Annotated in this window: 23 protein-coding genes, 1 tRNA gene and 2 riboswitches; of the genes, 15 read left to right on the forward strand and 9 right to left on the reverse strand. The window is 72.6% G+C overall.

Annotation, left to right across the window (positions count from 1 at the left end; all coding sequences use genetic code 11):
• Positions 1 to 74: 74 nt before the first annotated feature.
• Positions 75 to 1,559: a putative bifunctional diguanylate cyclase/phosphodiesterase gene (locus ACZ5L9_RS15835; protein WP_464529248.1), complete on the reverse strand. Its 1,485-nt coding sequence runs from the start codon at positions 1,557 to 1,559 to the stop codon at positions 75 to 77.
• Between the two features lie 185 nt (positions 1,560 to 1,744).
• On the opposite strand from ACZ5L9_RS15835, the gene ACZ5L9_RS15840 reads away from it, so the two are divergent.
• The 6 genes from ACZ5L9_RS15840 to ACZ5L9_RS15865 all read left to right on the forward strand — a co-directional run bounded on the left by ACZ5L9_RS15840 (position 1,745) and on the right by ACZ5L9_RS15865 (position 8,513).
• Entirely contained in the window at positions 1,745 to 3,832 is a 2,088-nt protein-coding gene (locus ACZ5L9_RS15840; RefSeq protein ID WP_464529251.1) for a primosomal protein N', read from the forward strand.
• 99 nt (positions 3,833 to 3,931) lie between these two features.
• Positions 3,932 to 4,492 (forward strand): peptide deformylase, encoded by a 561-nt coding sequence (gene def / locus ACZ5L9_RS15845; RefSeq protein ID WP_464529254.1) that lies wholly within the window; start codon positions 3,932 to 3,934, stop codon positions 4,490 to 4,492.
• Positions 4,493 to 4,496: 4 nt separating this feature from the next.
• Positions 4,497 to 5,420 (forward strand): methionyl-tRNA formyltransferase, encoded by a 924-nt coding sequence (gene fmt / locus ACZ5L9_RS15850; protein ID WP_464529256.1) that lies wholly within the window; start codon positions 4,497 to 4,499, stop codon positions 5,418 to 5,420.
• The gene (locus tag ACZ5L9_RS15855; RefSeq protein ID WP_464529258.1) at positions 5,401 to 6,876 is read left to right on the forward strand and encodes an RsmB/NOP family class I SAM-dependent RNA methyltransferase; all 1,476 of its coding nucleotides are present in this window, start codon (positions 5,401 to 5,403) and stop codon (positions 6,874 to 6,876) included. The genes fmt and ACZ5L9_RS15855 overlap by 20 nt, the downstream gene beginning before the upstream one ends.
• Entirely contained in the window at positions 6,873 to 7,490 is a 618-nt protein-coding gene (locus ACZ5L9_RS15860; RefSeq protein ID WP_464529260.1) for a LysE family translocator, read from the forward strand. Before ACZ5L9_RS15855 ends, ACZ5L9_RS15860 begins: the two co-directional genes overlap by 4 nt.
• A gap of 102 nt (positions 7,491 to 7,592) precedes the next feature.
• Complete coding sequence (locus ACZ5L9_RS15865) at positions 7,593 to 8,513, forward strand: hypothetical protein (RefSeq protein ID WP_464529262.1); 921 nt, start codon at positions 7,593 to 7,595, stop codon at positions 8,511 to 8,513.
• Positions 8,514 to 8,557: 44 nt separating this feature from the next.
• Here ACZ5L9_RS15865 and ACZ5L9_RS15870 read toward each other — a convergent pair whose 3' ends face one another.
• Both ACZ5L9_RS15870 and ACZ5L9_RS15875 read right to left on the reverse strand, forming a co-directional pair.
• Positions 8,558 to 9,403: a hypothetical protein gene (locus ACZ5L9_RS15870; protein ID WP_464529264.1), complete on the reverse strand. Its 846-nt coding sequence runs from the start codon at positions 9,401 to 9,403 to the stop codon at positions 8,558 to 8,560.
• The gene (locus tag ACZ5L9_RS15875) at positions 9,403 to 9,912 is read right to left on the reverse strand and encodes a SigE family RNA polymerase sigma factor (protein WP_464529266.1); all 510 of its coding nucleotides are present in this window, start codon (positions 9,910 to 9,912) and stop codon (positions 9,403 to 9,405) included. The genes ACZ5L9_RS15870 and ACZ5L9_RS15875 overlap by 1 nt, the downstream gene beginning before the upstream one ends.
• Before the next feature lie 98 nt (positions 9,913 to 10,010).
• Between ACZ5L9_RS15875 and ligD the strand changes: the two genes are divergently transcribed.
• Both ligD and ACZ5L9_RS15885 read left to right on the forward strand, forming a co-directional pair.
• Positions 10,011 to 10,985, forward strand: coding sequence for a non-homologous end-joining DNA ligase (gene ligD / locus ACZ5L9_RS15880; RefSeq protein WP_464529269.1), 975 nt, complete (start codon positions 10,011 to 10,013; stop codon positions 10,983 to 10,985).
• A 19-nt stretch (positions 10,986 to 11,004) separates the two neighbouring features.
• A complete protein-coding gene (locus tag ACZ5L9_RS15885; RefSeq protein ID WP_464529271.1) occupies positions 11,005 to 11,568 on the forward strand; it encodes a hypothetical protein in 564 nt (187 codons plus the stop codon).
• Between the two features lie 342 nt (positions 11,569 to 11,910).
• On the opposite strand, the gene ACZ5L9_RS15890 is transcribed toward ACZ5L9_RS15885, so the two are convergent.
• Positions 11,911 to 12,477, reverse strand: a complete 567-nt coding sequence (locus ACZ5L9_RS15890; protein WP_464529273.1) for an NADPH-dependent FMN reductase — start codon at positions 12,475 to 12,477, stop codon at positions 11,911 to 11,913.
• A gap of 72 nt (positions 12,478 to 12,549) precedes the next feature.
• Positions 12,550 to 13,101, reverse strand: a complete 552-nt coding sequence (locus tag ACZ5L9_RS15895) for a hypothetical protein (protein WP_464529275.1) — start codon at positions 13,099 to 13,101, stop codon at positions 12,550 to 12,552.
• A gap of 85 nt (positions 13,102 to 13,186) precedes the next feature.
• On the opposite strand from ACZ5L9_RS15895, the gene rpe reads away from it, so the two are divergent.
• From rpe to ribH, 5 genes are all read left to right on the forward strand, one after another.
• On the forward strand, positions 13,187 to 13,855 hold the full coding sequence (rpe, locus tag ACZ5L9_RS15900; protein WP_464536887.1) for a ribulose-phosphate 3-epimerase: 669 nt from the start codon (positions 13,187 to 13,189) through the stop codon (positions 13,853 to 13,855).
• 58 nt (positions 13,856 to 13,913) lie between these two features.
• Positions 13,914 to 14,082: riboswitch (FMN riboswitch) on the forward strand.
• An 89-nt stretch (positions 14,083 to 14,171) separates the two neighbouring features.
• Positions 14,172 to 15,248, forward strand: coding sequence for a bifunctional diaminohydroxyphosphoribosylaminopyrimidine deaminase/5-amino-6-(5-phosphoribosylamino)uracil reductase RibD (gene ribD, locus ACZ5L9_RS15905; protein WP_464529277.1), 1,077 nt, complete (start codon positions 14,172 to 14,174; stop codon positions 15,246 to 15,248).
• On the forward strand, positions 15,248 to 15,847 hold the full coding sequence (locus tag ACZ5L9_RS15910) for a riboflavin synthase (RefSeq protein ID WP_464529279.1): 600 nt from the start codon (positions 15,248 to 15,250) through the stop codon (positions 15,845 to 15,847). Before ribD ends, ACZ5L9_RS15910 begins: the two co-directional genes overlap by 1 nt.
• Before the next feature lie 32 nt (positions 15,848 to 15,879).
• Positions 15,880 to 17,154, forward strand: a complete 1,275-nt coding sequence (locus tag ACZ5L9_RS15915; RefSeq protein ID WP_464536889.1) for a bifunctional 3,4-dihydroxy-2-butanone-4-phosphate synthase/GTP cyclohydrolase II — start codon at positions 15,880 to 15,882, stop codon at positions 17,152 to 17,154.
• A 91-nt stretch (positions 17,155 to 17,245) separates the two neighbouring features.
• Complete coding sequence (gene ribH / locus ACZ5L9_RS15920; RefSeq protein WP_464529281.1) at positions 17,246 to 17,734, forward strand: 6,7-dimethyl-8-ribityllumazine synthase; 489 nt, start codon at positions 17,246 to 17,248, stop codon at positions 17,732 to 17,734.
• Between the two features lie 8 nt (positions 17,735 to 17,742).
• Here ribH and selB read toward each other — a convergent pair whose 3' ends face one another.
• From selB to ACZ5L9_RS15935, 3 genes are all read right to left on the reverse strand, one after another.
• Positions 17,743 to 19,485, reverse strand: a complete 1,743-nt coding sequence (selB, locus tag ACZ5L9_RS15925) for a selenocysteine-specific translation elongation factor (RefSeq protein WP_464529284.1) — start codon at positions 19,483 to 19,485, stop codon at positions 17,743 to 17,745.
• Positions 19,485 to 20,780 carry an L-seryl-tRNA(Sec) selenium transferase gene (gene selA, locus ACZ5L9_RS15930; protein ID WP_464529286.1) on the reverse strand — a complete coding sequence of 432 codons (1,296 nt, stop codon included), beginning with the start codon at positions 20,778 to 20,780 and terminating at the stop codon, positions 19,485 to 19,487. The genes selB and selA overlap by 1 nt, the downstream gene beginning before the upstream one ends.
• 78 nt (positions 20,781 to 20,858) lie before the next feature.
• Complete coding sequence (locus ACZ5L9_RS15935; protein ID WP_464529289.1) at positions 20,859 to 21,683, reverse strand: formate/nitrite transporter family protein; 825 nt, start codon at positions 21,681 to 21,683, stop codon at positions 20,859 to 20,861.
• 183 nt (positions 21,684 to 21,866) lie between these two features.
• A riboswitch (cyclic di-AMP (ydaO/yuaA leader) is annotated at positions 21,867 to 22,015 on the forward strand.
• On the opposite strand from ACZ5L9_RS15935, the gene ACZ5L9_RS15940 reads away from it, so the two are divergent.
• On the forward strand, positions 22,016 to 22,354 hold the full coding sequence (locus tag ACZ5L9_RS15940; protein WP_464529291.1) for a transglycosylase family protein: 339 nt from the start codon (positions 22,016 to 22,018) through the stop codon (positions 22,352 to 22,354).
• A gap of 71 nt (positions 22,355 to 22,425) precedes the next feature.
• Here ACZ5L9_RS15940 and ACZ5L9_RS15945 read toward each other — a convergent pair.
• A tRNA-Sec gene (locus ACZ5L9_RS15945) sits at positions 22,426 to 22,520 on the reverse strand.
• Between the two features lie 102 nt (positions 22,521 to 22,622).
• Here ACZ5L9_RS15945 and ACZ5L9_RS15950 point away from each other — a divergent pair.
• Positions 22,623 to 23,183: a hypothetical protein gene (locus ACZ5L9_RS15950; RefSeq protein WP_464529293.1), complete on the forward strand. Its 561-nt coding sequence runs from the start codon at positions 22,623 to 22,625 to the stop codon at positions 23,181 to 23,183.
• Positions 23,184 to 23,189 lie beyond the last annotated feature (6 nt).

Genomic DNA, 23,189 nt, shown 5'->3' on the forward strand with positions numbered 1-23,189 from the left:
GGCGAACGATGGTTCGTCCTGAGACTTTCGTCCCGGGATTCTCGCGGATCGGACGAGTCCGCCAGCGCCGCCGATCAGGGCACGCGGTGGGTGACGATCGGGGCTGCGGTGCCCAGCCCGCGGCTGAGCTGACCGGTGCTGGCGATCTCCTCGGCCGTCGTCGGCCGGCCGAAGAAGAAGCCCTGGGCCTCCGGGCACCCGGCCAGTGCGAGCAGGTCGCGCTGCTCGCTGGTCTCGATGCCCTCGGCGATCACGGCCAGCCCGAAGGTCCGGCTGAAGGCGATGACCGTCCGGATCAGCTCGAGGGTCTGATGGGTGCTGGTCCCGGCGAGGAACGAGCGGTCGATCTTGAGCCGGTCGAAGGGGAACGAGCGCAGCACGTCGAGCGAGGAGTAGCCCACCCCGAAGTCGTCGAGCGCCAGACAGACGCCCATCGCCTTGAGCTCGGTGAGCGTCTGCAGCACCTGCTCGCGGTCGCTGAAGACCGCCGTCTCGGTCATCTCCAGCTCGAGCCGGCTGGGCGCCAGGCCCGAGGCGGCCAGAGCGTCGCGTACGGTCTCGACCAGGCCGGGCTGGGAGAGCTGGACCGCGGAGACGTTCACCGAGACGCGGTACGGGGGCTTCCAGCGGACCGCCTCGGCGCAGGCCTGGTGCAGCACCCAGGCGCCGATGGCGATGATCAGGCGGCTGTTCTCCGCCAGGGGGATGAACGTGTCCGGGGGGACGGAGCCGTGCTTCGGGTGCTGCCAGCGCAGCAGCGCCTCGTACCCGCGCACCTCGCCCTCCGGCACGGAGGCCTGGACCTGGTAGTGCAGGACGAGCTCCTCGCGGGCGATCGCCTGGCGCAGGTCGGCGACGAGGCTCTGCCGGGCGCGGGTGCGCTCGTCGACCTCGGAGTCGTAGCGGCAGCGCCGGTGCGGGTGCCGCTTGGCCCGGTGCGTCGCGAGATGGGCGTTGCGCACCAGCGACACCGAGTCCTCGGCGTCGACGGGGAAGACGGCGGTGCCCACGCTGGCCTCGGGATGGATCACGTGCTCCCCGACCTCGATCGGCGCGGACGACACGTCGAGCAGCTCGCGCAGGAAGGAGTCGAGCTCCTCCTGGAGATCCTCGCTGTCGAGCCGATGCAGGGCGGCGAACTCGTCGCCGCCGATGCGGGCGATGAACGTCCCGGGTGCGGAGTCGGCCAGGGCCCTCATCCGACGACCGATGATGCGCAGGACCTCGTCGCCCACCGGGTGGCCGTACAGGTCGTTGATCTCCTTGAAGTCGTCGATGTCGAAGATCGAGAGGGCCAGCAGGCCGTCGCGCTGGAGGCCGTAGGCGAGCTCGGACTCGATCTGCTCGTTCAGGCCGTCGCGGTTGGGCAGGCCCGTGAGGGTGTCGCGCAGCGCCATCCTGCGGTAGCGGGTGAGCTGGCTCTCGGCCGTGCTGTTGCGGACGGGCGCGGGTCGCAGGACGCGCATGATCGCCCACGTGCCGGCGATGCACAGCACGGCGATGACGACGACCAGCATGGCGGGGCTCTGCTGCGCCGCCACCTGCGTGGAGTCCGTCATTCCGCCTCTTCAACGTCGTTGCGACCGGGTTGCCGGCCACTGTGGAGGACGAACGCAGCCAACGGTCACCCTATCGGCAGGTGCCCCCAATTCAGGGTGTAGCGCGCCCGGTGTGGCGTGGTTCTCTGGAGCGCGGAGAGCGGTCGAACGGGCCGCTGTCGGCGCCCGCTGGTAGAACTGCCGCCATGACCGCGCCCGGGCACGACGCCGACCAGCTCCTCGAGCTGCCCGGCCTCGTCCGCGACCGGGTCGCCGAGGGCCGTGCGAAGGCGCGGGCGACCAAGCAGCGCAAGACCGCCGAGGCGGAGATCACCGACGTCGATCCTGTCGCGCAGGTGTTGCTCGACCTGCCGCTGGCCCACCTCGACCGACCGTTCGACTACAGCGTGCCGGCGGCGATGGCCGAGAGTGCGCAGCCGGGCGTACGGGTGAAGGTCCGCTTCGCCGGGCAGGACGTCGACGGCTACGTGATCGCGCGTGCCGCCGCGAGCGATCACCCGGGCGCGCTGGTGCCGCTGCGCCGGGTGGTGAGCGGTGAGCGGGTGCTGTCGCCGGCTGTCGCCGCGCTGACCGCCGCGGTGGCCGAGCGCTACGCCGGGACCCGCTCCGACGTGCTGCGCCTCGCGGTGCCGGCCCGACATGCGACGGCCGAAGGCGAGCGGTCCGCCTCGGCAACCGATCCGGCGCGATGGGACCCGGTCGCCGCCGAGCAGGCATGGGCGGGCCACGAGCCCGGCGCGGCCTTCCTGCGCCACCTCCACGACGGCGGTGGCCCGCGCTCGGTGTGGCACGCGGCCGCCGCCACCGACTGGCCGGCGCTGCTCGCCCAGGCCGCGGCGGCGACGCTCGCCGGAGGGCGGGGGAGCCTCCTGGTGGTGCCCGACCGCAAGGCCGTGGCCCGGGTCTCCGCCGCGCTCGAGCTGGTCCTCGGCGCGGGGCACCACGTCACGCTGACCGCGGATGCCGGCCCGGCGGAGCGCTACCGAGCCTTCCTCGCCGTCTCGCGCGGCGCCGCGAGGGTCGTCGTCGGCACCCGGGCGGCCGCCTTCGCGCCGGTGCACGACCTGGGCCTGGTCGCGCTGTGGGACGACGGCGACGACAACCTCGCGGAGCCGCGCGCGCCCTATCCGCACGCCCGGGAGGTGCTGCTGCTGCGGGCCGAGCACGAGGGCGCCGGCCTGCTGGTCGGTGGCTTCGCCCGGACCGTCGAGGCCGACCAGCTCCTGCGGACCGGCTGGGCCCACCCGATCGCGCCGACCCGTGCGTTCGCCCGCGACCGGGTGATCGCCGGTGTCACCGGAGCCACCGACTTCGACCTCGAGCGCGACCCCCTCGCCCGGGTCTCCCGGGTCCCGCGCGACGCCTTCGCCACCATCAAGGCGGCCCTCGAGACCGGTCCCGTGCTCGTGCAGACGCCGCGGCGCGGCTACGCCGCCGCACTCGCCTGCGACACATGCCGTACGTCCGCGCGCTGCCCGGCCTGCACGGGGCCGCTGCGGCTCAGCGGCCCGGTCACGCCGCCGGAGTGCGGCTGGTGCGGCGCCCAGGCCGAGGCCTGGGCGTGCCCGGCCTGTGGCGGGCGGGGCCTGCGTGCCCCGATCGTCGGGGAGGCGCGCACCGCCGAGGAGCTCGGCCGGGCGTTCCCGGGCGTACGGGTGGCCAGCTCGAGCGGCGAGCGTCTGGTCGAGCGGGTGGCCGCCCGGCCCGCGATCCTGGTCGCCACCCCGGGAGCCGAGCCACCCGCAGAGGGCGGGTATGCCGCCGTGCTGCTGCTCGACACCTGGCTGCTGTTGGGCCATCCCGGCCTGCGTACGGAGGAGGAGGCGCTGCGCCGCTGGAGCAACGCCGCCGGCCTGGTCGCACCGGGCGGTCGGGTGCTCCTCGTCGGCGACCCCGCGCACCCGACCACCCAGGCGATGGTGCGCTGGGACCAGCCCGGCTTCGCCGCCCGTGAGGCCGAGCAGCGCGCGCTCGCGCACCTGCCGCCGGCCTCGCGGCTCGCCTCCATCACCGGCTCTCCCGGCGCGCTCGCCGACGCCCGCACCCTGCTCGACCTGCCCGAGCATGCCGAGCTGCTCGGCCCGGTCCCGGTCGACGCCGGGTCGGGCGAGGCGGGCGCGGGCGACGAGGAGGAGCAGCAGCAGCGCCTGGTCGTACGCGTGCCGCGCGGGGAGGGCCTCGCCCTCTCCGCCGCGCTGGGGGAGCTGCAGCGGTTGCGTGCGGCCCGCCGGCTCGAGCCGGTGCGGATCCAGGTCGATCCGCCCGCCCTCTGACGACCGAGCCGCTCCAGCCCGCTGCGCGGCGGATCGACGGGGTTCCGGACGCCACGCGCGATGCTCGCCGGCCGCGCCCGCTCACCTAGACTCACCGGCATGGCCATCCAGCCCATCCGCCTCTTCGGCGACCCCGTTCTGCGCCGTCGCGCCGACGAGGTCGTCGACTTCGACAAGGAGCTGCGCAAGCTCGTCGAGGACCTCACCGACACCATGCTCGACGCCCCGGGAGCCGGCCTGGCCGCCCCGCAGATCGGCGTCGGCCTGCGGGTCTTCACCTGGAACGTGGACGGCGAGGTCGGTCACCTGATCAACCCGGACCTGAAGCTCTCCGAGGAGTGCCAGGACGGTGGTGAGGGCTGCCTGTCCCTGCCGGGCCTGACGTACGACACCCGGCGCGCGCTGCATGTCGTCGCGCACGGCTTCAACATGCACGGCGACGAGGTCACCATCGAGGGCTCCGAGCTGCTCGCCCGCGCGATCCAGCACGAGACCGACCACCTCGACGGGGTCCTCTTCATCGACCGGCTCGACGACGCCGCCCGCAAGGCGGCGATGCGCGAGATCCGTGATTCGGAGTGGTTCGGCCTAGCCCAGAAGGCGGGCCAGGCGCCGCAGGTCAAGGTCAGCCCGCACGCGATGTTCGGGACGGGGCGCTGACCTGATGCGTGTCGTCTTCGCCGGCACCCCCGAGGTCGCCGTCCCCTCGCTCGATGCGATCGCCGACAGCCAGCACGAGCTGGTCGGCGTCGTCACCCGGCCCGACGCCCCCGCCGGTCGCGGCCGCAAGCTGGTCGCCTCCCCGGTGGCGCTGCGCGCCGAGGAGCTCGGCGTACCGGTGCTCAAGCCCGACCACCCGCGCGACCCGGAGTTCCAGGAGCAGCTGCGGCAGCTCGCTCCCGACGTGTGCCCGGTGGTCGCGTACGGTGCCCTGCTGCCGCAGAGCGCGCTCGACATCCCCGAGCACGGCTGGGTCAACCTGCACTTCTCCCTGCTCCCGTCCTACCGTGGCGCCGCGCCGGTCCAGCGGGCCATCTGGGAGGGCGAGGAGATCACCGGTGCGACGACGTTCCGCATCGTCAAGGAGCTCGACGCGGGCCCGACCTTCGGCCTGATGACCCAGCTGATCCGACCCGAGGACACCGCCGGCACCCTGCTGGCCAAGCTCGCCGAGGGCGGCGCCGGCCTGCTCGTCGCCACGCTCGACGGCCTCGCCGACGGCTCGCTGGTCGCCCGCGAGCAGCCCGGCGAGGGCATCACGTACGCCGCCAAGATCAACCCCGAGGACGCGCAGCTCACCTGGAGCCACCCCGCCGCCGGCATCGAGCGCCAGATCCGCGCCTGCACGCCCGCGCCCGGCGCCTGGACCCTGCTCGACGGCGAGCGGTTCAAGCTCGGCCCGGTGACGCTCACCGAGGAGAAGCTCGAGCCCGGCACCCTCGAGGTCCGCAAGAACGACGTCCTCGTCGGCACCGGCACCGTCGCGGTCCGGCTCGGGCTGGTCAAGGCGTTCGGGAAGAAGGAGATGGCGGCCGCCGACTGGGCGCGCGGAGCGCGGGTGGAGTCCGGTGTCCGGTTCGACGGGTAACTACCGCTCCCGCCGGCAGGGCCGGTCGGGTGGCCGGCCCGGCGCACCGCCCAAGGCGAGCCGCGCCCCGATCGACCCGGCGCGACTGGCCGCGTTCGAGGTGCTCAAGGCGGTCCGCGTCGACGACGCGTACGCCAACCTCGCGCTCCCGCACGTGCTCGGCCGGCTCGGCCTGAGCGGGCGTGACGCCGCGTTCGCCACCGAGCTCGCCTCGGGCACGCTGCGCGGGCTCGGCACCTATGACGCGGTGCTGGCCGCCTGCATCGACCGGCCGCTGGCCAAGGTCGAGGCGAAGGTCCTCGACGCGCTGCGCCTCGGCACCCACCAGATCCTCGCGATGCGGGTCCCGGCCCACGCGGCCATCGCGACCACCGTCGACCTGGTGAAGTCCAAGGTCGGCCCCGGTGCCGGCGGCTTCGCCAACGCCGTGCTGCGCAAGGTCGCCGCCAAGCCGCTCGCCGAGTGGACCGCCGACATGCCACTGCCCGCCCGCACGTCCCACCCGGCGTGGGTCGTCGAGCTGCTGGATGCTGCGCTGCGCGCCCCGGCCGGCTCCGCGGGTGGCGCGCCCGACGATGCCACCGGACCGTCCGCCGAGCTCGAGGCGCTCCTCGCCGCCGACAACGACGCCCCGCGCGTCACCCTGGTGGCCCGCCCCGGGCGGGCGGCGCGCGAGGAGCTGCTGGAGGCCGACGGCAGTGCACCGACCCGGTTCTCTCCGTACGGCGTCACGCTCGCCGGCGGCTCTCCGGTCGGCATCCCCGCCGTCGCCGAAGGTCGCGCCGGAGTCCAGGACGAGGGCTCCCAGCTGGTCGCACTGGCCCTGTCGGATGCTCAGCTCGACGGCCGCACGGCCTCCGGTGAGGGGGAGCGCTGGCTCGACCTGTGCGCCGGGCCCGGCGGCAAGGCGGCCCTGCTCGATGCGATCGCCGTCCAGGCGGGAGCCACCCTGATCGGCAACGAGCGCCAGCCGCACCGCGCCGGCCTGGTCCGCGCGAACGGCGTCGGCAACGTCGTCGCCGCCGACGGCGTCCGCCCACCTTTCCGATCCGGCACCTTCGACCGGGTCCTGGTCGACGCGCCGTGCTCGGGCCTGGGCGCGCTGCGCCGTCGCCCGGAGGCGCGCTGGCGTCGCAAGCCGGCCGACGTCACCGAGCTGGTGCCGCTGCAGGAGGAGCTGCTCCGCTCGGCGCTCGACCTGGTCCGCCCGGGTGGCGTGGTGGTGTACGCGACCTGCAGCCCGATGCTCGCCGAGACCCGCGGCGTCGTGGAGGCCGTGCTGGCCGAGGACCCGACCATCACGCTGGAGCCGGCCACCGGAACGGGGGCGGGCATCGGGGACGCCGCCGGCCCGCTGCCCGACACGGTCCAGCTCTGGCCCCACCGGCACGGTACCGACGCGATGTTCATCGCCGTGCTGCGCCGGGCCGCGACCGACCACGAGGGCGCCGCGTGAACCACTACCTGACGTTCCTGGTCTTCGCGATCCTGATCGCGCTCGCGCCGGGGCCGGACACCTTCATCACGCTGCGGGTGACCGTCGCGGGCGGCAAGCACCGCGGACTGTGGACGGTGGCCGGCATCATCAGTGCCAACGTCGTGCTGGGCGTCCTCGCCGCGACCGGTCTCGGCGCGGTGATCACCAACGCGCACAACGTCTTCCTGTGCTTGCGCGTCGTCGGCGTCGCCTACCTGGCGTGGCTCGGCCTCCAGGCGGTACTCGGCGCGCTCCGCGGCGGTGGCGACGGCTGGCAGGCGTCCGGCGCCGGACGGCTGGCGCCGCACCACGCGATGCGACAGGGCTTCATCTCGACCTTCACCAACCCGAAGGCGCTGGCGTTCTACCTCGCCGTGCTGCCGCCGTTCGTCGGCAGCCACCCCAGTATCGGCGAGCTGATGGCGTACGCCCTCACGCTCGCGGTGCTCGGCGCGATCTACCTCGTCTCCATCACGCTGGTCGCCGACAAGGCGATGACGTTCATCAAGCGCGACGGCGTCCGGCGGGCCATCGACGGCACCGTCGGCGTGATCATGCTCGGCTTCGCGGGTGCGCTGGCGATCGACAACTGAGTCGTGAGTGTCAGCGCACGCCCTGGCGTGCGCTGACACTCACAGATTGCGGCCTGTGGATGGCCGCCGACGCCGAGTCGCACACTGCGCGACGCTGAGGGCATGACCGAGACCTCGTGGCGAGACATCGCGCTCAGGCAGTGCGGTCTCATCACGCGCGCCCAGCTGGCGTCGGTCGGCGTCCGGCGCAGCGGTGTCGCCCATCGGATCTCCGCGGAGCGCTGGCAGCTGCTCTCCCCGACGGTGGTCGCGACGACGACCGGAGTCCTGACCCGGACCCAGCGCCAGTGGCACGCCGTCCTGCACGCCGGCGAGAACGCACTGGTGGGCGGCGTCACGGCGGCGGAGGACGCCGGACTCCGGAACTGGTCGCGCGAGCTCCTGACCGTCTACGTCCCCTACATCAACGACGTGCCCACGCCGCTCCCCGGCGTCGCCTTCGTGCGGAGCAGGCGCGAGCTGCACGCCATGCGGGCGCGGGATGTGGCGCCACCCGCGATGCGCCTCGAGCCGTCGATCCTCCTCTTCGCAGCGGCGGACCGGTCCGAGCGCACGGCGCAGGGCGTGCTGGCGGCCGCCGTCCAACAGCAGCTCACCACTCCGGCCGCCCTGCTCGAGTGGATCGATCGGCTGAGCCCACTTCGCCGGGCACAGGTCCTGCGCCGCGCGCTGCAGGAGATCGCCGGCGGCGCGCAGTCCCTCGCCGAGCTCGACATCCGCCGGTTCTGTCGCCGTCATGGCTTCCCGGCGCCGCGACGGCAGGTGAGGCGACGCGACGCCTCGGGCAGGATCCGCTTCACCGACTGCGAGTGGGACCTGCCGGGCGGCGGCGTCGCGGTCCTGGAGGTCGACGGCTCGTTCCACATGGACGTGGAGCACTGGGAGGACGACATCGTCCGGCAGCGCGCGCTGGCGTCCGAACATCGGATCGTCATCCGCTGCACCGCTCGAGAGCTGCGGGACGACGACACTCAGCTGGCGCTGGACCTGAGGCGGCTGGGGATCCCTCGTGTCGGGTCGTGAGTGTCAGCGCACGCCTTGGCGTGCGCTGGCACTCACGAGCCGGGTCACTTCCAGGTCAGCGAGGACCCGAGGGCCTGGATGTCGGCGACCGTGGTGCCCCGACCGCTCTGGATGGTGACGAAGACGCCGTCGTGGACCGGGCTCGTCCAGGTCCCAGGGTCGTTCTTCTCGCCCTGCATCCACGTCGCGTAGTCGCTCGCCTTGCGCCACACGATGTCGGCTACGGCGCCGCTCGGCCCCTCGAGAGACTGCTTGTCGTCGCCGACCGCGCCGACCTGCTTCCAGCCGGCCAGGTGGATGACCACGTCCTGGCCCTGGTAGACCGGCTGGATCAATGGGTTGTCCGCGGCCAGAGCCCATGTCAGGCCCTGGTAGCCGTCGGTCTGCGGGTCCTGGAAGCCGTTGCTCCAGAAGTCGTTGATCGCAGCGGCAGGTCCCGTCAGCACGATCGCGAAGCCGGTGCCGCCACCGGCGATCGATGAGCTGCCCTGGATGGCGTACTGCGAAGGCAGGACACACTCCGGATTGCCGCCGATCGGATCGGCCTTGCCGGCGGTGCACGCGACGACCGTGCCGGTGACCCGGTTGCCGAACGTGAACGTCTGTCCAGCCTGCAGGGGCTGTTGCGCCGATCCGCCGGCGATCGCGGTGACATCGGCGGGTCCGCTCGTGGCGGGTGCCACCTCGGTCGCGGAGTCACTGCCCGCCTGGCCGGCCACGATCGCGCCCGCAGACGCGATCGCGGCCACGGCCAGGCCGGCTCCCGCGAAGGAGATCCGTCGACGGCGCTGAAGCCGCTGCCCATCCCGGATCGCACCGGCCAGGAGCCGGTCGACATCGGGACGCGCGCCGTCGACGGAAGCATGCATCAAGGTGTTGAGGTCGTTCATCACAAGATCCCTTCGAGATCGCGCACGAGCGGCCGGAGCCGGTCGATGGCGCGTTTGGCACGGGTACGGACGGCGGTCTCGGTGAGCCCGAGATCGTGCGCCGTCTCGGTGATGGAACGGTCCTCCCAGTAGCGCGCGACCAGCACGGCCCGGTCGGTCGGCGACAGCTGCGCGAGCGCAGCCAGCAGGTCGACACGGGTGCTGGGATCGGCATCGCTCATCCGGTCGTCAGGGCGATCGGCGAGCGTCTCGGTCAGGTCGGTGGTGCGGCCGGGCTGCTCGCCCGTACGTCGCAACCGCCGGTGGGAGAGGAACGTGTTCATCAAGATGGTGCGGGTATAGCCGACCGGGTTACCGGCACGACTCACCTTCCTCCAGTTGGCGAAGGCGCGCGCATACGTCGTCTGCGTGAGGTCCTCCGCCAGGTGGTGGTCTCCGGTGAGCAGCAGCGCGGTGCGGTGGAGCTGCGCACTCGTCGTCTGCACGAACGAGGCGAACTCCTCGGCCATCACTGCTCCTCTCTCGACGCCCACACCCACTCTGACTCCTCGCGCCGCGGTGCGTGTGACACCCGGACGGAGGATTTCTTCGGCCGTAGTCTGACGTCGTGCCGTCGAAGTCGCCGTTTGTCGAGATCGAGGTGGACGACCGCGTCATCAGGGTGAGCAACCCGGACCGGATCTACTTCCCCGCGATCAACGCGACCAAGCACGACCTGGTCGACTACTACCTCGCGGTGGGCCCGGGCATCGTCAACGCGCTGTACGAGCGTCCGTGCATGCTGCACCGCTTCCCGAAGGGCGTGCTGGGCGAGCCGGACGAGAAGGTCCACCAGAAGCGGATCCCATCGGGCGCGCCGGACTGGGTGGAGACCGTGGAGCTCTTCTTCCCGCGCTGGAAGCGCACCGCCGACGAGCTCTGCGTGACCGAGCTCGGCTCGGTCATCTGGGCGGTCCAGATGTCGACGGTGGAGTTCCACCCCTGGAACACGCGCAGGACAGTCGTCGAGTCACCCGACGAGTGGCGGATCGACCTCGACCCCGGGCCGGCGTGCGACTACGCCCGCATCCGCCGGGTCGCGCACGTCGTCCACGAGGTCCTCGACGATCTCGGCGCGGTCGGCTACCCGAAGACCTCGGGCAGCAAAGGGATCCACATCTATGTCCGGATCAAGCCCGAGCACGGCTTCCAGGACGTACGCCGCGCGGCCCTCGCGTTCGCCCGCGAGGTCGAGCGCCGCGCACCGTCCGAGGTGACCACGGCCTGGTGGAAGAAGGACCGGGACCCCGGCGCCGTGTTCGTGGACTACAACCAGAACACCCGCGACCACACCATCGCCAGCGCCTACTCCGTACGAGGCCTCCCGGACGCCCGGGTCTCCACCCCGATCCGCTGGGACGAGGTCGACGAGGCCGACCCGCGCGACTTCACGATCCTGACCGTGCCCAAGCGCTTCGCCGCCCTCGGCGACCTGCACGCCGAGATCGACGACCACGTCTTCGACATCACGCCGCTCCTGGAGTGGGCCGACCGCGACCAGCGCGACGACCGCGATGAGCGCGCGGAGCGCTCCGACGGCTGATCCTGCGAGGATCCCACCCATGGCATCGGCAGTGGAGCAGCGCGCGGCGTTGAGGGAGGCACTCGTGCGGCAGACCCACGTCCGGATCGAACGCAGGCCGAAGGGCGCGGACCGGATCGACGGCTTCGTGGTCGCTCTCGGGACGAAGTGGGCGCTCCTCCAGGCGACCAGAGACGGTGGCTACTTCGACGGCTACATCGCCTTCCGCGTCGCCGGCGTGAAGAGGATCCGTACGGCTAGGTCCTTCGAAGGCGCCTTCGCCCGAACTCTGACCGAATGGCCGCCGACCAGCCCCGACGGGATCGATCTCGCTGGTACGAAGCGCGTGGTCCGCTCTCTCGCCGGGCAGGCTCCAATCCTCGGAGTGGAGCAGGAGGGATGGTGGCCAGGCCGCCAATGGATCGGCGCGGTCGTCGGCTTCCGGGCAGGGCTTCTCGGCCTCCGCCAGGTCAAGCCCGACGCGACGTGGCGCAAACGTGCAACGGCGTTCAAGCTGAACCGGATCACCAAGATCGAGGTCGCCCGGGGCTACCACGTCGCGCTGGCCCGGACGGCCGGCGATCCACCCGCGAGCGCGGTGTAGGGAGCGACAGCTGCCGGAATGTCCACTGAAGTCCGTCCGAGCTGTTGCGTCTCCGCGTGGCGGGCGCGCGGACATTCGACTTCGGTGGACTCCGCGGTAGGCCCCGCCCTCGCGGCGTCTGACGCGTCCGACGTGCGGGAACGGCTGCGGAGCGACCATCCTGGGGCGCCAGACTGGGCGCACGCATGATGCCGCTCTTCGCCCGGTGACCCTCGAGGGCGCTCACGTGCGGCTGGAGCCGCTCGGCGCCCAGCATCGCGACGGTCTCGTCGAGGCGGTCAGCGACGGCTGGCCGGCGGCCAGGACGCGCCTCCTCGAGCGCGCCGGAGCGCAGGCCGCGAGCTAACCCCTCGGAATGACGGTCAGCACCCGCTCGACGTGATTGCGGAACTCCCGCATGAAGTTGCCCAGGAACTCTGCCGTGGCTTCGTCTGTCACCTCGCCATCCTCGGTGATCAGCCCCGGCGTGAGGTGGATGTAGGCCTCGGGGGCGGTCATCTGGCGGGCGTTGCAGAAGCTGAGCACCGCGCGCAGCGACTGCTGGCCGACGGCCGTGCCGATGGCGCCGGGGGAGGCACCGATGACGGCCGCCGGGACGTGGTCGAAGGAGTTCGTTCCCCACGGCCGCGAAGCCCAGTCGATCGCGTTCTTCAGCGCGCCGGGGATGGAGCGGTTGTACTCGGGGGTGACGAACATGATCGCGTCGGAGCGGCGGATCGCGTCCTTGAGTGCGGTCGGCTCCGGCGGGTACGCCGCATCGAAGTCGGGGCTGTAGAGCGGCAGGCTGCCGATGGGGATCTCGGTGAACTGGAGATCGTCCGGGGCGAGCCGGATCAGCGCCCTGCTGAGCACGCGGTTGATCGAGGTGGAGGAGAGGCTCCCGATGAAGTAGCCGACCTGGTAGGCCATGTCACGCTCCTAGGAAGAGGGGGTAGGACCCACTCTCGTTCGCCCGGAGCGCCCCGACAACCGTCGTCCGGGCTACTCCGTGGGAGCAGGGGAGCCGGCGCCGCGGGCACGACGGCACGGTCGCGGGCGCACCCCGAGGAAGGCGCAGGTCGCGACCACCGTGGCGAGCGCGATCAGGATCATTGACGAGGAGCCGAGCACGGCGCCCCACGGGAACGACCACGGCGGGCCGACGGCGTCGACGTTCCGCAGCCGGTCCAGGAAGAGCGTGGCGAACGGAACACCGACGACCAGCAGCCCGAGGGCGATGGAGCGCAGGATGCTCCCGAACCGCTTGAGCACGTGGACGACCCCGACGGCGCCTGCTGCGATCGTGGCGTTGAGGGACAGGAACCAGAGAACGAAGAGGGTCGACTCCAGCGCCGGGGGAGCGCCCAGGTCAACCGTCCCCGAACTGCCCGTGCCGGAGGCGGACGGGAGGAGGGTCTCGCGCAGGACATGGTGGTCGTGCACGGCTGAGTAGAGGCCACCGGCTCCGACGGCGATGGTCAGGAGTGCCCAGACGCCGACGCAGACCAGGCAGATGACCGCCAGGTCTCGGGGTGCTGTCCTCGGCGCGCTCATGGGCCGCATCCTCACCCGCCCGCCAGGAACGATCCAAAGTCCGACCACGCCCGACGCACTAGGCTCACGGGCCGTGACGTCTCACATGCAGATCACCCCGAGCATCCTCAACGCCGACTTCGCGAACCTGGCCGGTGAGATCGCCCGGATCCCGAGCGCGGACTGGGTGCACGTGGACGTGATGGACAACCACTTCGTGCCGAACCTGACGTTCGGGCCGACGATGGTCGAGGCGCTGGCCCGGGCGACCGAGATCCCGCTCGACGCGCACCTGATGATCGCCGACGCCGATCGCTGGGCCCCGGCCTACGCCGAGGCCGGCGCGCGCAGCGTCACCTTCCACGTCGAGGCGGCCGCGGCGCCCGTACGGCTCGCGCGCGAGATCCGCAAGCAGGGTGCTCGCGCCTCCATGGCGCTCAAACCGGCCACGCCGATCGAGCCCTACGAGGACATGCTGGCCGAGCTCGACATGGTGCTGATCATGACCGTGGAGCCGGGCTTCGGCGGGCAGAGGTTCCTCGATCTGTGCCTGCCCAAGATCCGCCGAGCCCGCGCCATGATGGAGCGGCACGGCGTGGAGACCTGGCTCCAGGTCGACGGCGGCGTGAGCCTGGAGACGATCGAGCGCTGCGCCGAGGCCGGTGCCGACGTCTTCGTCGCCGGCTCGGCCGTCTACTCCGCCGCGGACCCGGACGCGATGGTCACCGCGCTGCGTGAGACGGCGGCGAGGGCGGCGGCTTCCCGCACTGCGTGAGACACCCTGATTGTCGAGTGGCGCGGTGTGCTTCAATGGCATCACACGAGTGAACAACTCGCGTGCTCTGGGGGCGGTGAAAATCCGCACCGGCGGTGATCGACGAGAGTCGGAAGTCCGCGACCCGGCCGCAGCCAGCGTCCGGTTGACCAGGTGCCCGATGCGAAGCATCTTCGCGTCGTAGTCCTGGACCGACGGTCAAAGTCCGGATGGAAAGAGGCACGCAGTCACCGCTCGCCCCGAACGCCCGACGTGGCCGGAGGTGTCGAGCCGTGATCCGCCCCGGAGTCCGCGTCAGGACATGAGGGGCGAGACCGTGCCACACAGGGCAACACCGGGCGAGATCGATGCGATGCGTCGCGCGCTCGAGCTGGCCGCTCTCGGCCCGTTCAGCCCCAACCCGCGCGTCGGGTGCGTGCTGCTGGCCGACGACGGCACCACCGTCGCCGAGGGCCATCACCGCGGCGCCGGCACCGCCCACGCGGAGGCCGACGCGCTCCACCGTGCCGGCGAGGCGGCCCGGGGCACGACGGCGGTCGTCACCCTCGAGCCTTGCAACCACACCGGGCGGACCGGCCCGTGCGCGCAGCGCCTGGTCGAGGCGGGCGTACGCCGTGTGGTCTTCGCCCAGCCCGACCCCAACCCGCTCGCCACCGGGGGAGCCGAGACCCTCCGCGCCGCCGGCATCGAGGTCGTCTCCGGCGTCCTGGAGACCGAGTCGCGGGCGCTCAACCGGGTCTGGTCGCGCTCGCTGGAGCTGGGGCGCCCGTTCGTCACCTGGAAGCTCGCCGCCACGCTCGACGGCCGCAGCGCCGCCGCGGACGGCACCTCGCGCTGGATCAGCTCGACAGCGGCCCGCGAGGACGCCCACCGCCTGCGCGCGGAGGTCGACACGATGCTGGTCGGCACCAACACGGTCGTCCTCGACGACCCGCTGCTGACCGTCCGCGACGCCGACGGGACGCCCGTGGGGCGACAGCCGTTGCGCGCGGTGATGGGGCTGCGCGACCTGCCCGCCACCAGCAGGGTCCTGGACCCGGAGCTCGCCGCGGACGCGTCCACCGTCCTGCTCCGCACCCACGACCCGCGCGCCGCCCTCGACCAGCTGTGGGTCCTGGAGCGTCGCCACGTCCTTCTCGAGGGCGGCCCCACGCTCGCCGCCGCCTTCGTGCGGGCCGGCCTGATCGACGAGATCGTCGCGTACGTCGCGCCCGTCCTTCTCGGTGCCGGCCGCAACGCGGTCGGCGACCTCGGAATCACCAGCATCGGCGATGCGTTGCGACCCCGCGTCACCGACATCACCGTCCTCCCGGCAGCGCCCGGCGAGGAGCCCAACGTCCGGATCACCCTTGTTCCGGCACCGCGCCCGACCGCTACAGAGGAGAGCAGCTGATGTTCACCGGAATCGTCGAGGAGCTCGGCACCATCGCCGGGATCGAGGACCAGGGGGACGCCATCCGCCTCACGGTCAACGCCGCCACCGTGCTGGAGGACGCCGCGCTCGGCGACTCGATCGCCGTCAACGGCTGCTGCCTCACCGTCGCCACCCGGGATGGCGCCACGTGGACCGCCGATGTCATGCAGGAGACCCTCGACAAGACCTCGCTGCGCGGCATCGCCGTGGGCGACGTGGTCAACCTCGAGCGCGCCGTCACCCCGCAGACCCGCCTCGGCGGGCACATCGTCCAGGGCCACGTCGACGGCGTCGGCGAGATCCTCGCCCGCACCCCGTCCGAGCACTGGGAGGTCGTCGAGGTCTCCCTGCCCGAGCACCTGAGCCGCTACCTCGTCGACAAGGGCTCGATCACCGTGGACGGCGTCAGCCTCACGGTCGTCGAGGCCAAGGACACGAGCTTCACGGTGAGCCTCATCCCCGAGACCCTCGCCCGCACCACCCTCGGCCGCCGTCAGGTCGGCGACCGGGTCAACCTCGAGGCCGACATCCTCGCCAAGCACGTCGAGAAGCTGCTTCAGTCAGGAGTCATCCAGTGAGCGACCAGAACACCGAGCCCGCCACCGCGCCGCTGCACGGGGCGGCCCAGCACGGGGGAGTCCGCCTTGACCCCGTCGAGCGCGCCATCGCCGACATCGCCGCAGGCAAGGCCGTGGTCGTCGTCGACGACGAGGGCCGCGAGAACGAGGGCGACATCATCTTCGCCGCCGCCAAGGCGACCCCGGAGCTGATGGCGTTCACCATCCGGCACTCGTCCGGCGTGATCTGCGTGCCGATGCCCGGTGACATGCTCGACCGGCTCGAGATCCCCCTGATGACCCCGCACAACCGGGACAAGCTCCGTACGGCGTACACCATCTCGGTCGACGCCCGCGACGGCGTCTCGACCGGCATCTCGGCGGCCGACCGCGCCCACACCGCACGCGTGCTCGCCGACTCCGCCACCGAGCCGTGGGAGCTGACCCGTCCGGGCCACGTCTTCCCGCTGCGCTACCGCGAGGGCGGCGTCCTGGTGCGCCGTGGCCACACCGAGGCCGCCGTCGACCTGGCGATGCTCGCCGGGCTGACCCCGGCCGGCGTCCTGGTCGAGGTCGTCAACGACGACGGCACCATGAAGCGCGCCACCGAGCTGCGCACCTTCGCCGACGAGCACGGCCTGGCGATGATCTCGATCGAGGACCTGGTCCGCTACCGCCGCCGCGTCGAGGTGCTGGTCGAGCGCAAGGCCGAGACCAAGCTGCCGACCAAGTACGGAGACTTCACCGCCTACGGCTACACCGTGAAGACCGACGGCTCCGAGCACGTCGCGCTGGTCTACGGCGACGTATCGGGTGAGGAGCCGGTGCTGACCCGGGTCCACTCGGAGTGCCTGACCGGCGACGTCTTCGGCTCGCAGCGCTGCGACTGCGGTCCCCAGCTCGACGAGGCGATGCGCTCGATCGTCGAGGAGGGTCGCGGCGTGGTGGTCTACCTGCGCGGGCACGAGGGCCGGGGGATCGGCCTGGTCGCCAAGCTGCAGGCCTACCAGCTGCAGGACGGCGGCCGCGACACCGTGGACGCCAACCTCGACCTGGGGCTGCCCGCCGACGCTCGTCACTACGGCGCCGCCACCCAGGTGCTGCGCGACCTCGGCGTCACCAACGTCCGGCTGATGACCAACAACCCGGACAAGGTCAGCAACCTCGAGGACTACGGCATCGCCGTCGCCGAGCGGGTCGCGCTGACGCCCCACCCCAACGACCACAACATCAACTACCTGCTGACCAAGCGCGACCGGATGGGTCACGTCCTGCCCGGTCTCGAGGCGCTCAGCACCCACCAGAAGATCGAGGAGCAGGACGCATGACCGAGCGGAGCGAGGGAATCATCCAACACAGCGCGGCATGTGTCTCATGCGCGCACGGAGCACTGCGACACCAGGACCAGGGAGTACGCGCATGAGCGGTCACGGAGCACCCACCACCGAGGCGTTCGACGCCCACGACCTGCGCGTCGCGGTGGTCGCGGCGAGCTGGCACGAGGTCGTCATGAACGGACTCATCGAGGGCGCCCAGCGAGCGCTGGCCGATCACAAGGTCGAAGCCCCGGTGATCGTCCGGGCGCCGGGCACCTTCGAGCTGCCGGTCGTCGCCGACGCCCTTGCCAAGGAGGGCTACGACGCCGTCATCGCGCTCGGCGTCGTCATCCGCGGCGGCACGCCGCACTTCGACTACGTCTGCTCCGCTGCCACCGACGGCCTCAACCGGGTCGCCCTGGACCACGGCGTGCCGATCGGCTTCGGCGTCCTGACCTGCGACGACGAGCAGCAGGCCCTCGACCGCGCCGGCCTGGAGGGCTCCGCGGAGGACAAGGGGTACGAGGCCACGGCGGCCGCCCTCGCCACCGCCCAGACCCTCAAGCAGGTCCGCAGCCACCTGCTGGGCTGACCACGGGGCTAGTCGGGCGGACGGAGGAGCCGGCGGGTGTCGTCGGCGAGCCGGACCGTACGGCGGGTGGCGTCGAGGTGGGCGAGCAACGGCAGCGCGACGCGTCGGCTGGTGTCGAGCGCCTGGCGGGCCTGACTGGTCGTGAACGGCTGCGGCAGCGTCGCGAGCCGGGCGAGCGCCGCGTCGGCCGCGTCCGGCAGCAGCACCACGCCGGGTGCCAGGCGAAGCGCCAGCCCGGTCCGGTGCAGCGCCCCGAGCGCGCCGTCGTCGACACCGGCGACGGCGAGCTCGTCGGCGGTCGGGGCGGCGAACGGCCGGCCGGCGAGCAGCAGCGTGACCCGGGCGAGCGCGTCGGCCAGGCGCGGCGACAGGGCAGCGCTCGCACCGGCCTTGCGGATCCGGCCGGCGACGTACTCCACGGGGTCGGCCACCAGCGCCTCGGCGAGGCCGGCATCCGGTAGCCCGAGCGTGTGCGCCGCGGCCGCGGCGCTCAACCCCTCGTGGCCCGCGGCGTCGGTCGCCTCGACCAGGGCGGCCCGCAGCCGCGTCGCCTCCGTGGGCGAGAGGACCCAGCCGGCGGCCTCCAGTGCGCCCTCAGGGGTGCCGCCGGCGAGTCCGAGCCGGTCGAGCGTCGCCCGGCGGATCCGTCCGCGCATCGCGACGTATGCCGCGGTCGTGCCGTCCAGCGTGGCCAGCGCCTGCGCGCGTGCTCGCGCGGCACCCCGTCGCCGCAGCTCGGGCGGGTCGGGATCGAGGACCCGGACGCCCCAGATCCGGCGGTCGCCCGGGTCCCGCAGGACAGCCCGGTCACCGGCCCTGAGCGGGAGGGGCGCGTCGAGCACCAGCCGGCCGTACCCGCCGTCCAGCGGCCGGGCGTGCACCGACATGGTCGTGGACCCGAGGTGCAGCTGTGGCCGATCGGGGACGACGCCCTCGCCGATCAGCGCGACGTCGACCGTCCTCGTGATCGGGTAGGCGGCAGCGCTCAGCAGCGGCGTGCCCCGCCCGACCGACTCCGGTGCTCTCCCGCCCAGGTCGAGCGCCACCCGGGCCGGGCCCGCCATCGCGGCACGGGACACCCCGAGCGCCTCGAGGCCACGGACCCGGACCTGCTCGCCCGCGAGGGTGAAGAGGGTGTCGCCGACCGCGATCGTGCCGGCCGGAAGGGTCCCGGTGACGACCGTGCCCGCGCCGCGGATGTGGAAGCGGCGATCGACCCACAGCCGCACCGGGGTGTCGGCCGGGGGCGTGGGAACGCCGCCGAGCAGCTCATCGAGGCGCGCCCGGAGCTCGTCGACTCCGGTGCCGGTGACGGCGCTGACGGTGACGACGGGCGACCCGGCCATGGTCGTACGGGCGACCTCCGCGACCGCCCGGGCCGCGGCGGGCGCCGGGTCGGCGAGGTCGGAGCGGGTGATCACGATGAGCCCGTGCTCAACTCCGAGCGCGTCGAGCGCGGCCAGGTGCTCGCCGGCCTGCGGCATCCAGGGATCGTCCGCCGCGACCACCAGCATCGCGACCGGGACCGGCCCCACACCGCTGAGCATGGTGGTCAGGAACCGCTCGTGTCCCGGCACGTCGACGAACGCCACCTCCCCGGCGCCGGGCAGCGAGGTCCAGGCGTAGCCCAGCTCGATGGTGAGCCCGCGGCGGCGTTCCTCCTCGAGACGATCGGGGTCGGTGCCGGTGAGTGCTCGTACGAGGGTCGACTTGCCGTGGTCCACGTGGCCGGCCGTGGCGACGACATGCATCAGCGCTCCCGCAGCATCGACACCGCGTCCCGGATCCGCTCGTCCTGGTCGGCGGGAACGGCCAGCAGGTCGAGCAGCAGCCGGCCGTCCTGGACCCGGCCCACCACCGGCGTCGGACCGGTGCGCAGCGGCACGGCGAGCGACGCGGGCAGCGCCACCGCGGCGCTCGGGATCGGCACGCCGGGCGCGCCGCCGCCTCCGACCCGGCCCTCGCTCGCGACGGCCTCGGCGCCGACGGCCTCGGCCAGCCGGCGGGCACGGGTCATCAGTTCCCCGGGCCGGCTGGCCAGCGCCGTGGCGACCGGCGGCTCGGGGCCGGCCAGGGTAGCCTCCAGCGCGGCCAGGGTGAGCTTGTCGACCCGCATCGCCCGGGCCAGCGGGTCACGCCGGAGGCGCTCGACCAGATCGCCGGCGCCGAGGAGGAGGCCGCACTGCGGGCCGCCGAGCAGCTTGTCGCCCGAGGCGGTCACCAGGCTGGCGCCTGCCTGGAGCACCGTCGTGGCGTCCGGCTCGTCGGGCAGGCGAGGATGCGGCTCGAGCAGCCCGGAGCCGATGTCGACCACGAGGGGGACACCCCGCGCCCCGCACAGCGTGGCGAGGTCGCAGATCGCGACCGAGGAGGTGAAGCCCTCGACCCGGAAGTTCGAAGGGTGCACCTTCAGCACGAAGCCGGTCTGCGCGCCGATGGCCCGCTCGTAGTCGGCATCCCGGACCCGGTTGGTGGTGCCCACCTCACGCAGCCTGGCGCCGACCGACTCCAGCAGCTCCGGGATCCGGAACCCGTCGCCGATCTCGACGAGCTCGCCGCGGGCGATCACGATCTCCCGTCCCCGCGCCAGCACCGAGGCGGCCAGAGCGAGCGCCGCGGCGCCGTTGTTCACCACATGGGTGCCGCCGGCGTCCGGCACCCGGCCGGCGAGTGCGGCCAGGGCGGCCGCGCCCCGCCGGCTACGACGGCCCGACGCCAGATCGAGCTCGACATCGGTCGCGCCCGCCGCCCGTCGTACGGCCTCGACGGCGGCGTCCGACAGCGGCGCCCGGCCCAGGTTGGTGTGCACGACGACGCCGGTCGCGTTGATGACGGGCCGCAGGGACGATGCCGAGGGCGGGAGCATGTCGAGGACCGCCGCGACGACGTCCTCGGGTGCGATCCGCCCGGCACGGCACTCCGCGAGCGCCGCCGTGACGGCCGCCTTCACGGTGGCGCGCCCCAGACTCCCGAGAGCCGGCGTGAGCTCGGGGCTGGCCAGCACCGTGTCGGTGCGTGGCGTACGACGGCGCGGGTCGTCGGACACCGGACCTCCCGGGGTGTGCGAGGAGGGGGTCGGCCGAGGCCGCCCCCGTGGTGCTCCGACGCTAGCGAACCGGCCGCCTCAGTGGCCGGCGGGCTCGCGGGCGGACGAGCCGGCCGAGCTGGCGTCGCCGTACAGGAAGTAGTAGCCGCCGGCCACGAACACCCCGGCCCCGACGGCGTTGCCGAGGAACGCGAAGACCAGATTGAGCACGGTGTCGCCGAACGTCAACCCGCCGGGGGCGTCGACCATCAACGCTGCCGGCAGGAAGAACATGTTGGCCACGACGTGGTCGAAGCCCAGCGCGACGAAGGCCATGATCGGCGGCACGATCGCCAGGATCTTGCCGCTGACCGAGACAGCCGCCAGGGCGCACCAGACGGCCAGGCAGACCAGCCAGTTGCAGCCGATCGCCCGGACGAACTGCTCCCAATGCGTCTCGGTGACGCCCTTGCCGGCGGCGATGGTGCCGAGTCTGATCCAGTTGGGGGAGTCCTTGGCGAAGAGGCCGGACTGGTCGGCGAGCAGCCAGGCGACGAAGACGGATCCGACGAGGTTGCCGATGGCGACCCAGAGCCAGTTGAGCGCGAGCCGGGCCAGGCTGACGCGGCCCGCCAGGGCGGCCATCGGGACCAGCATCATGTTGCCGGTGAGCAGATCGGCTCCGCCGATCACGACGAGGATCAGGCCGAGGCTGAACGTCACGCCGGTGACGATGGTGATGATCCCGCCCCAGGTCTTCGGGTCGAGTCCGGCCGAGGCGCTGATCGCGACCAGGGCGCCGAAGGCGATGTAGGCGCCGGCCAGGAACCCGGCGACGAGCGCCTTGGCAGGCGTCGCGCCCGCCTTGGTCTCGCCCGAGGCGATGGCGAGCTGGGTGACTTGCTGAGGTGTGTTGAACGACATGGGTCTCTCCGATCGGAGTGCGAGCGCGTCGTCAGCGGTGGGCGCGTCACCTGCGCGGTTCCCCACCCGGCGACGGTTCATCCGCGGCCGGCGATTTGGCCGGACCGGTGACGCCCTGCCTACTCTCGTAGGGTCCTGGGACCCCCTGGGGCGACCGCCGTGCGACGCCGAGTCCTGTCCCGCCGGTGCGTGACACCAAGCTCATCGGGCAGGAGCGGGGAACCCAGGTTCCACGGGTCCACGGACCCTCGGGGTGAAGTCGCACTGCGTGCGGCCGGGCACACTGCGCCCGAATCCGACAGCTAACTCCGCAGGCGCGCAGGAGAATCGTCATGCGCATGCGCACCATGCTGTCCGCGGCCGTCCTCTCGGTCGCCACCATCGCCCCGGTCGTCGCGATCGCCGGGCCGAGCCACGCGGTCAAGACCCACACCTGGGAGCGGCTCGCCCAGTGCGAGTCCAGCGGCCGCTGGCACATCAACACCGGCAACGGCTACTACGGCGGGCTGCAGATCAGCCCGAGCACCTGGCGGGCCAACGGCGGCGGTCGCTTCGCGGCCCTGCCGCACCAGGCCTCGAAGCGCCAGCAGATCAAGGTCGCGGAGCGGATCAGGCACAGCCAGGGCTGGGGCGCCTGGCCCGCGTGCTCGGCCCGCATCGGCGTGCGCTGAGCGCACCCCTCCAGCGCGTACGGGCGGCCGCACCTCTCTCGGGGTGGCCGCCCGTACGTCGTCGTGCACGCTGGCGGAGGCGGACGGGAATCGAACCCGCCTGACCGAGATGCTCGGCCACTACGGTTTTGAGGACCGCGCCCGGCACCAGCCGAGGAACGCCTCCGAGAGCAATCTAGTGCGACGACCCGCGCGGTCGTGCGCGCACCGCACCCGGTCCGGCCCGGGACCCTGGTCTCGACGCGGGGCATGTGGTTACCTGGCTGACGTGACGGCGTTCCTCGGATGGCCCCTGTTGCGGCAGCTGACCGGTCCCGACCGGCTCGGTCGTGGTGCGGCCGCGCAGTCGCGGCGCAGCCAGGGCCTCGAGCCCCGCATCGCCGACGCCGACCGTGCCGTCGACTCGGTGTGTCCCTACTGCGCCGTCGGCTGCGCGCAGAAGGTCTACGTCAAGGACGACCGGGTCATCCAGATCGAGGGCAACCCGGCCAGCCCGGTCTCCCGCGGGCGGCTGTGCCCCAAGGGCAGCGCCAGCAAGCAGCTCGTCACCAGCGCCTCGCGCGTCACGAAGGTCCGCTACCGCCGCCCCTACGGCACCGAGTGGGAGGACCTCGACCGCGACACCGCGATCGACATGATCGCCCGACGCGTGATCAAGACCCGCAAGCAGTTCTGGGAGTGGGACGACCCCGAGGGGCGCCGTACGCGCCGCACGCTCGGGATCGCCAGCCTCGGCGGTGCAGCTCTCGACAATGAGGAGAACTACCTCATGAAGAAGCTGTACACCGCGATGGGCGCCATCCAGATCGAGAACCAGGCCCGTATTTGACACTCC

This window comes from Nocardioides sp. JCM 18998 (assembly GCF_055391535.1).

What these genes read in the sequence shown, in the direction of transcription:
- rpe (WP_464536887.1), top strand. Translation starts at nt 13,187, where the DNA reads ATGCAGATCACCCCGAGCATCCTCAACGCCGACTTCGCGAACCTGGCC.
- ACZ5L9_RS15940 (WP_464529291.1), top strand. Translation starts at nt 22,016, where the DNA reads ATGCGCATGCGCACCATGCTGTCCGCGGCCGTCCTCTCGGTCGCCACC.
- ACZ5L9_RS15865 (WP_464529262.1), top strand. Translation starts at nt 7,593, where the DNA reads ATGACCGAGACCTCGTGGCGAGACATCGCGCTCAGGCAGTGCGGTCTC.
- ACZ5L9_RS15935 (WP_464529289.1), bottom strand. Translation starts at nt 21,683, where the DNA reads ATGTCGTTCAACACACCTCAGCAAGTCACCCAGCTCGCCATCGCCTCG.
- ACZ5L9_RS15840 (WP_464529251.1), top strand. Translation starts at nt 1,745, where the DNA reads ATGACCGCGCCCGGGCACGACGCCGACCAGCTCCTCGAGCTGCCCGGC.
- ACZ5L9_RS15875 (WP_464529266.1), bottom strand. Translation starts at nt 9,912, where the DNA reads ATGGCCGAGGAGTTCGCCTCGTTCGTGCAGACGACGAGTGCGCAGCTC.
- ACZ5L9_RS15890 (WP_464529273.1), bottom strand. Translation starts at nt 12,477, where the DNA reads ATGGCCTACCAGGTCGGCTACTTCATCGGGAGCCTCTCCTCCACCTCG.
- ACZ5L9_RS15910 (WP_464529279.1), top strand. Translation starts at nt 15,248, where the DNA reads ATGTTCACCGGAATCGTCGAGGAGCTCGGCACCATCGCCGGGATCGAG.
- ACZ5L9_RS15885 (WP_464529271.1), top strand. Translation starts at nt 11,005, where the DNA reads ATGGCATCGGCAGTGGAGCAGCGCGCGGCGTTGAGGGAGGCACTCGTG.
- ribH (WP_464529281.1), top strand. Translation starts at nt 17,246, where the DNA reads ATGAGCGGTCACGGAGCACCCACCACCGAGGCGTTCGACGCCCACGAC.
- def (WP_464529254.1), top strand. Translation starts at nt 3,932, where the DNA reads ATGGCCATCCAGCCCATCCGCCTCTTCGGCGACCCCGTTCTGCGCCGT.
- fmt (WP_464529256.1), top strand. Translation starts at nt 4,497, where the DNA reads ATGCGTGTCGTCTTCGCCGGCACCCCCGAGGTCGCCGTCCCCTCGCTC.
- selB (WP_464529284.1), bottom strand. Translation starts at nt 19,485, where the DNA reads ATGCATGTCGTCGCCACGGCCGGCCACGTGGACCACGGCAAGTCGACC.
- ACZ5L9_RS15895 (WP_464529275.1), bottom strand. Translation starts at nt 13,101, where the DNA reads ATGAGCGCGCCGAGGACAGCACCCCGAGACCTGGCGGTCATCTGCCTG.
- ACZ5L9_RS15835 (WP_464529248.1), bottom strand. Translation starts at nt 1,559, where the DNA reads ATGACGGACTCCACGCAGGTGGCGGCGCAGCAGAGCCCCGCCATGCTG.
- ACZ5L9_RS15870 (WP_464529264.1), bottom strand. Translation starts at nt 9,403, where the DNA reads ATGAACGACCTCAACACCTTGATGCATGCTTCCGTCGACGGCGCGCGT.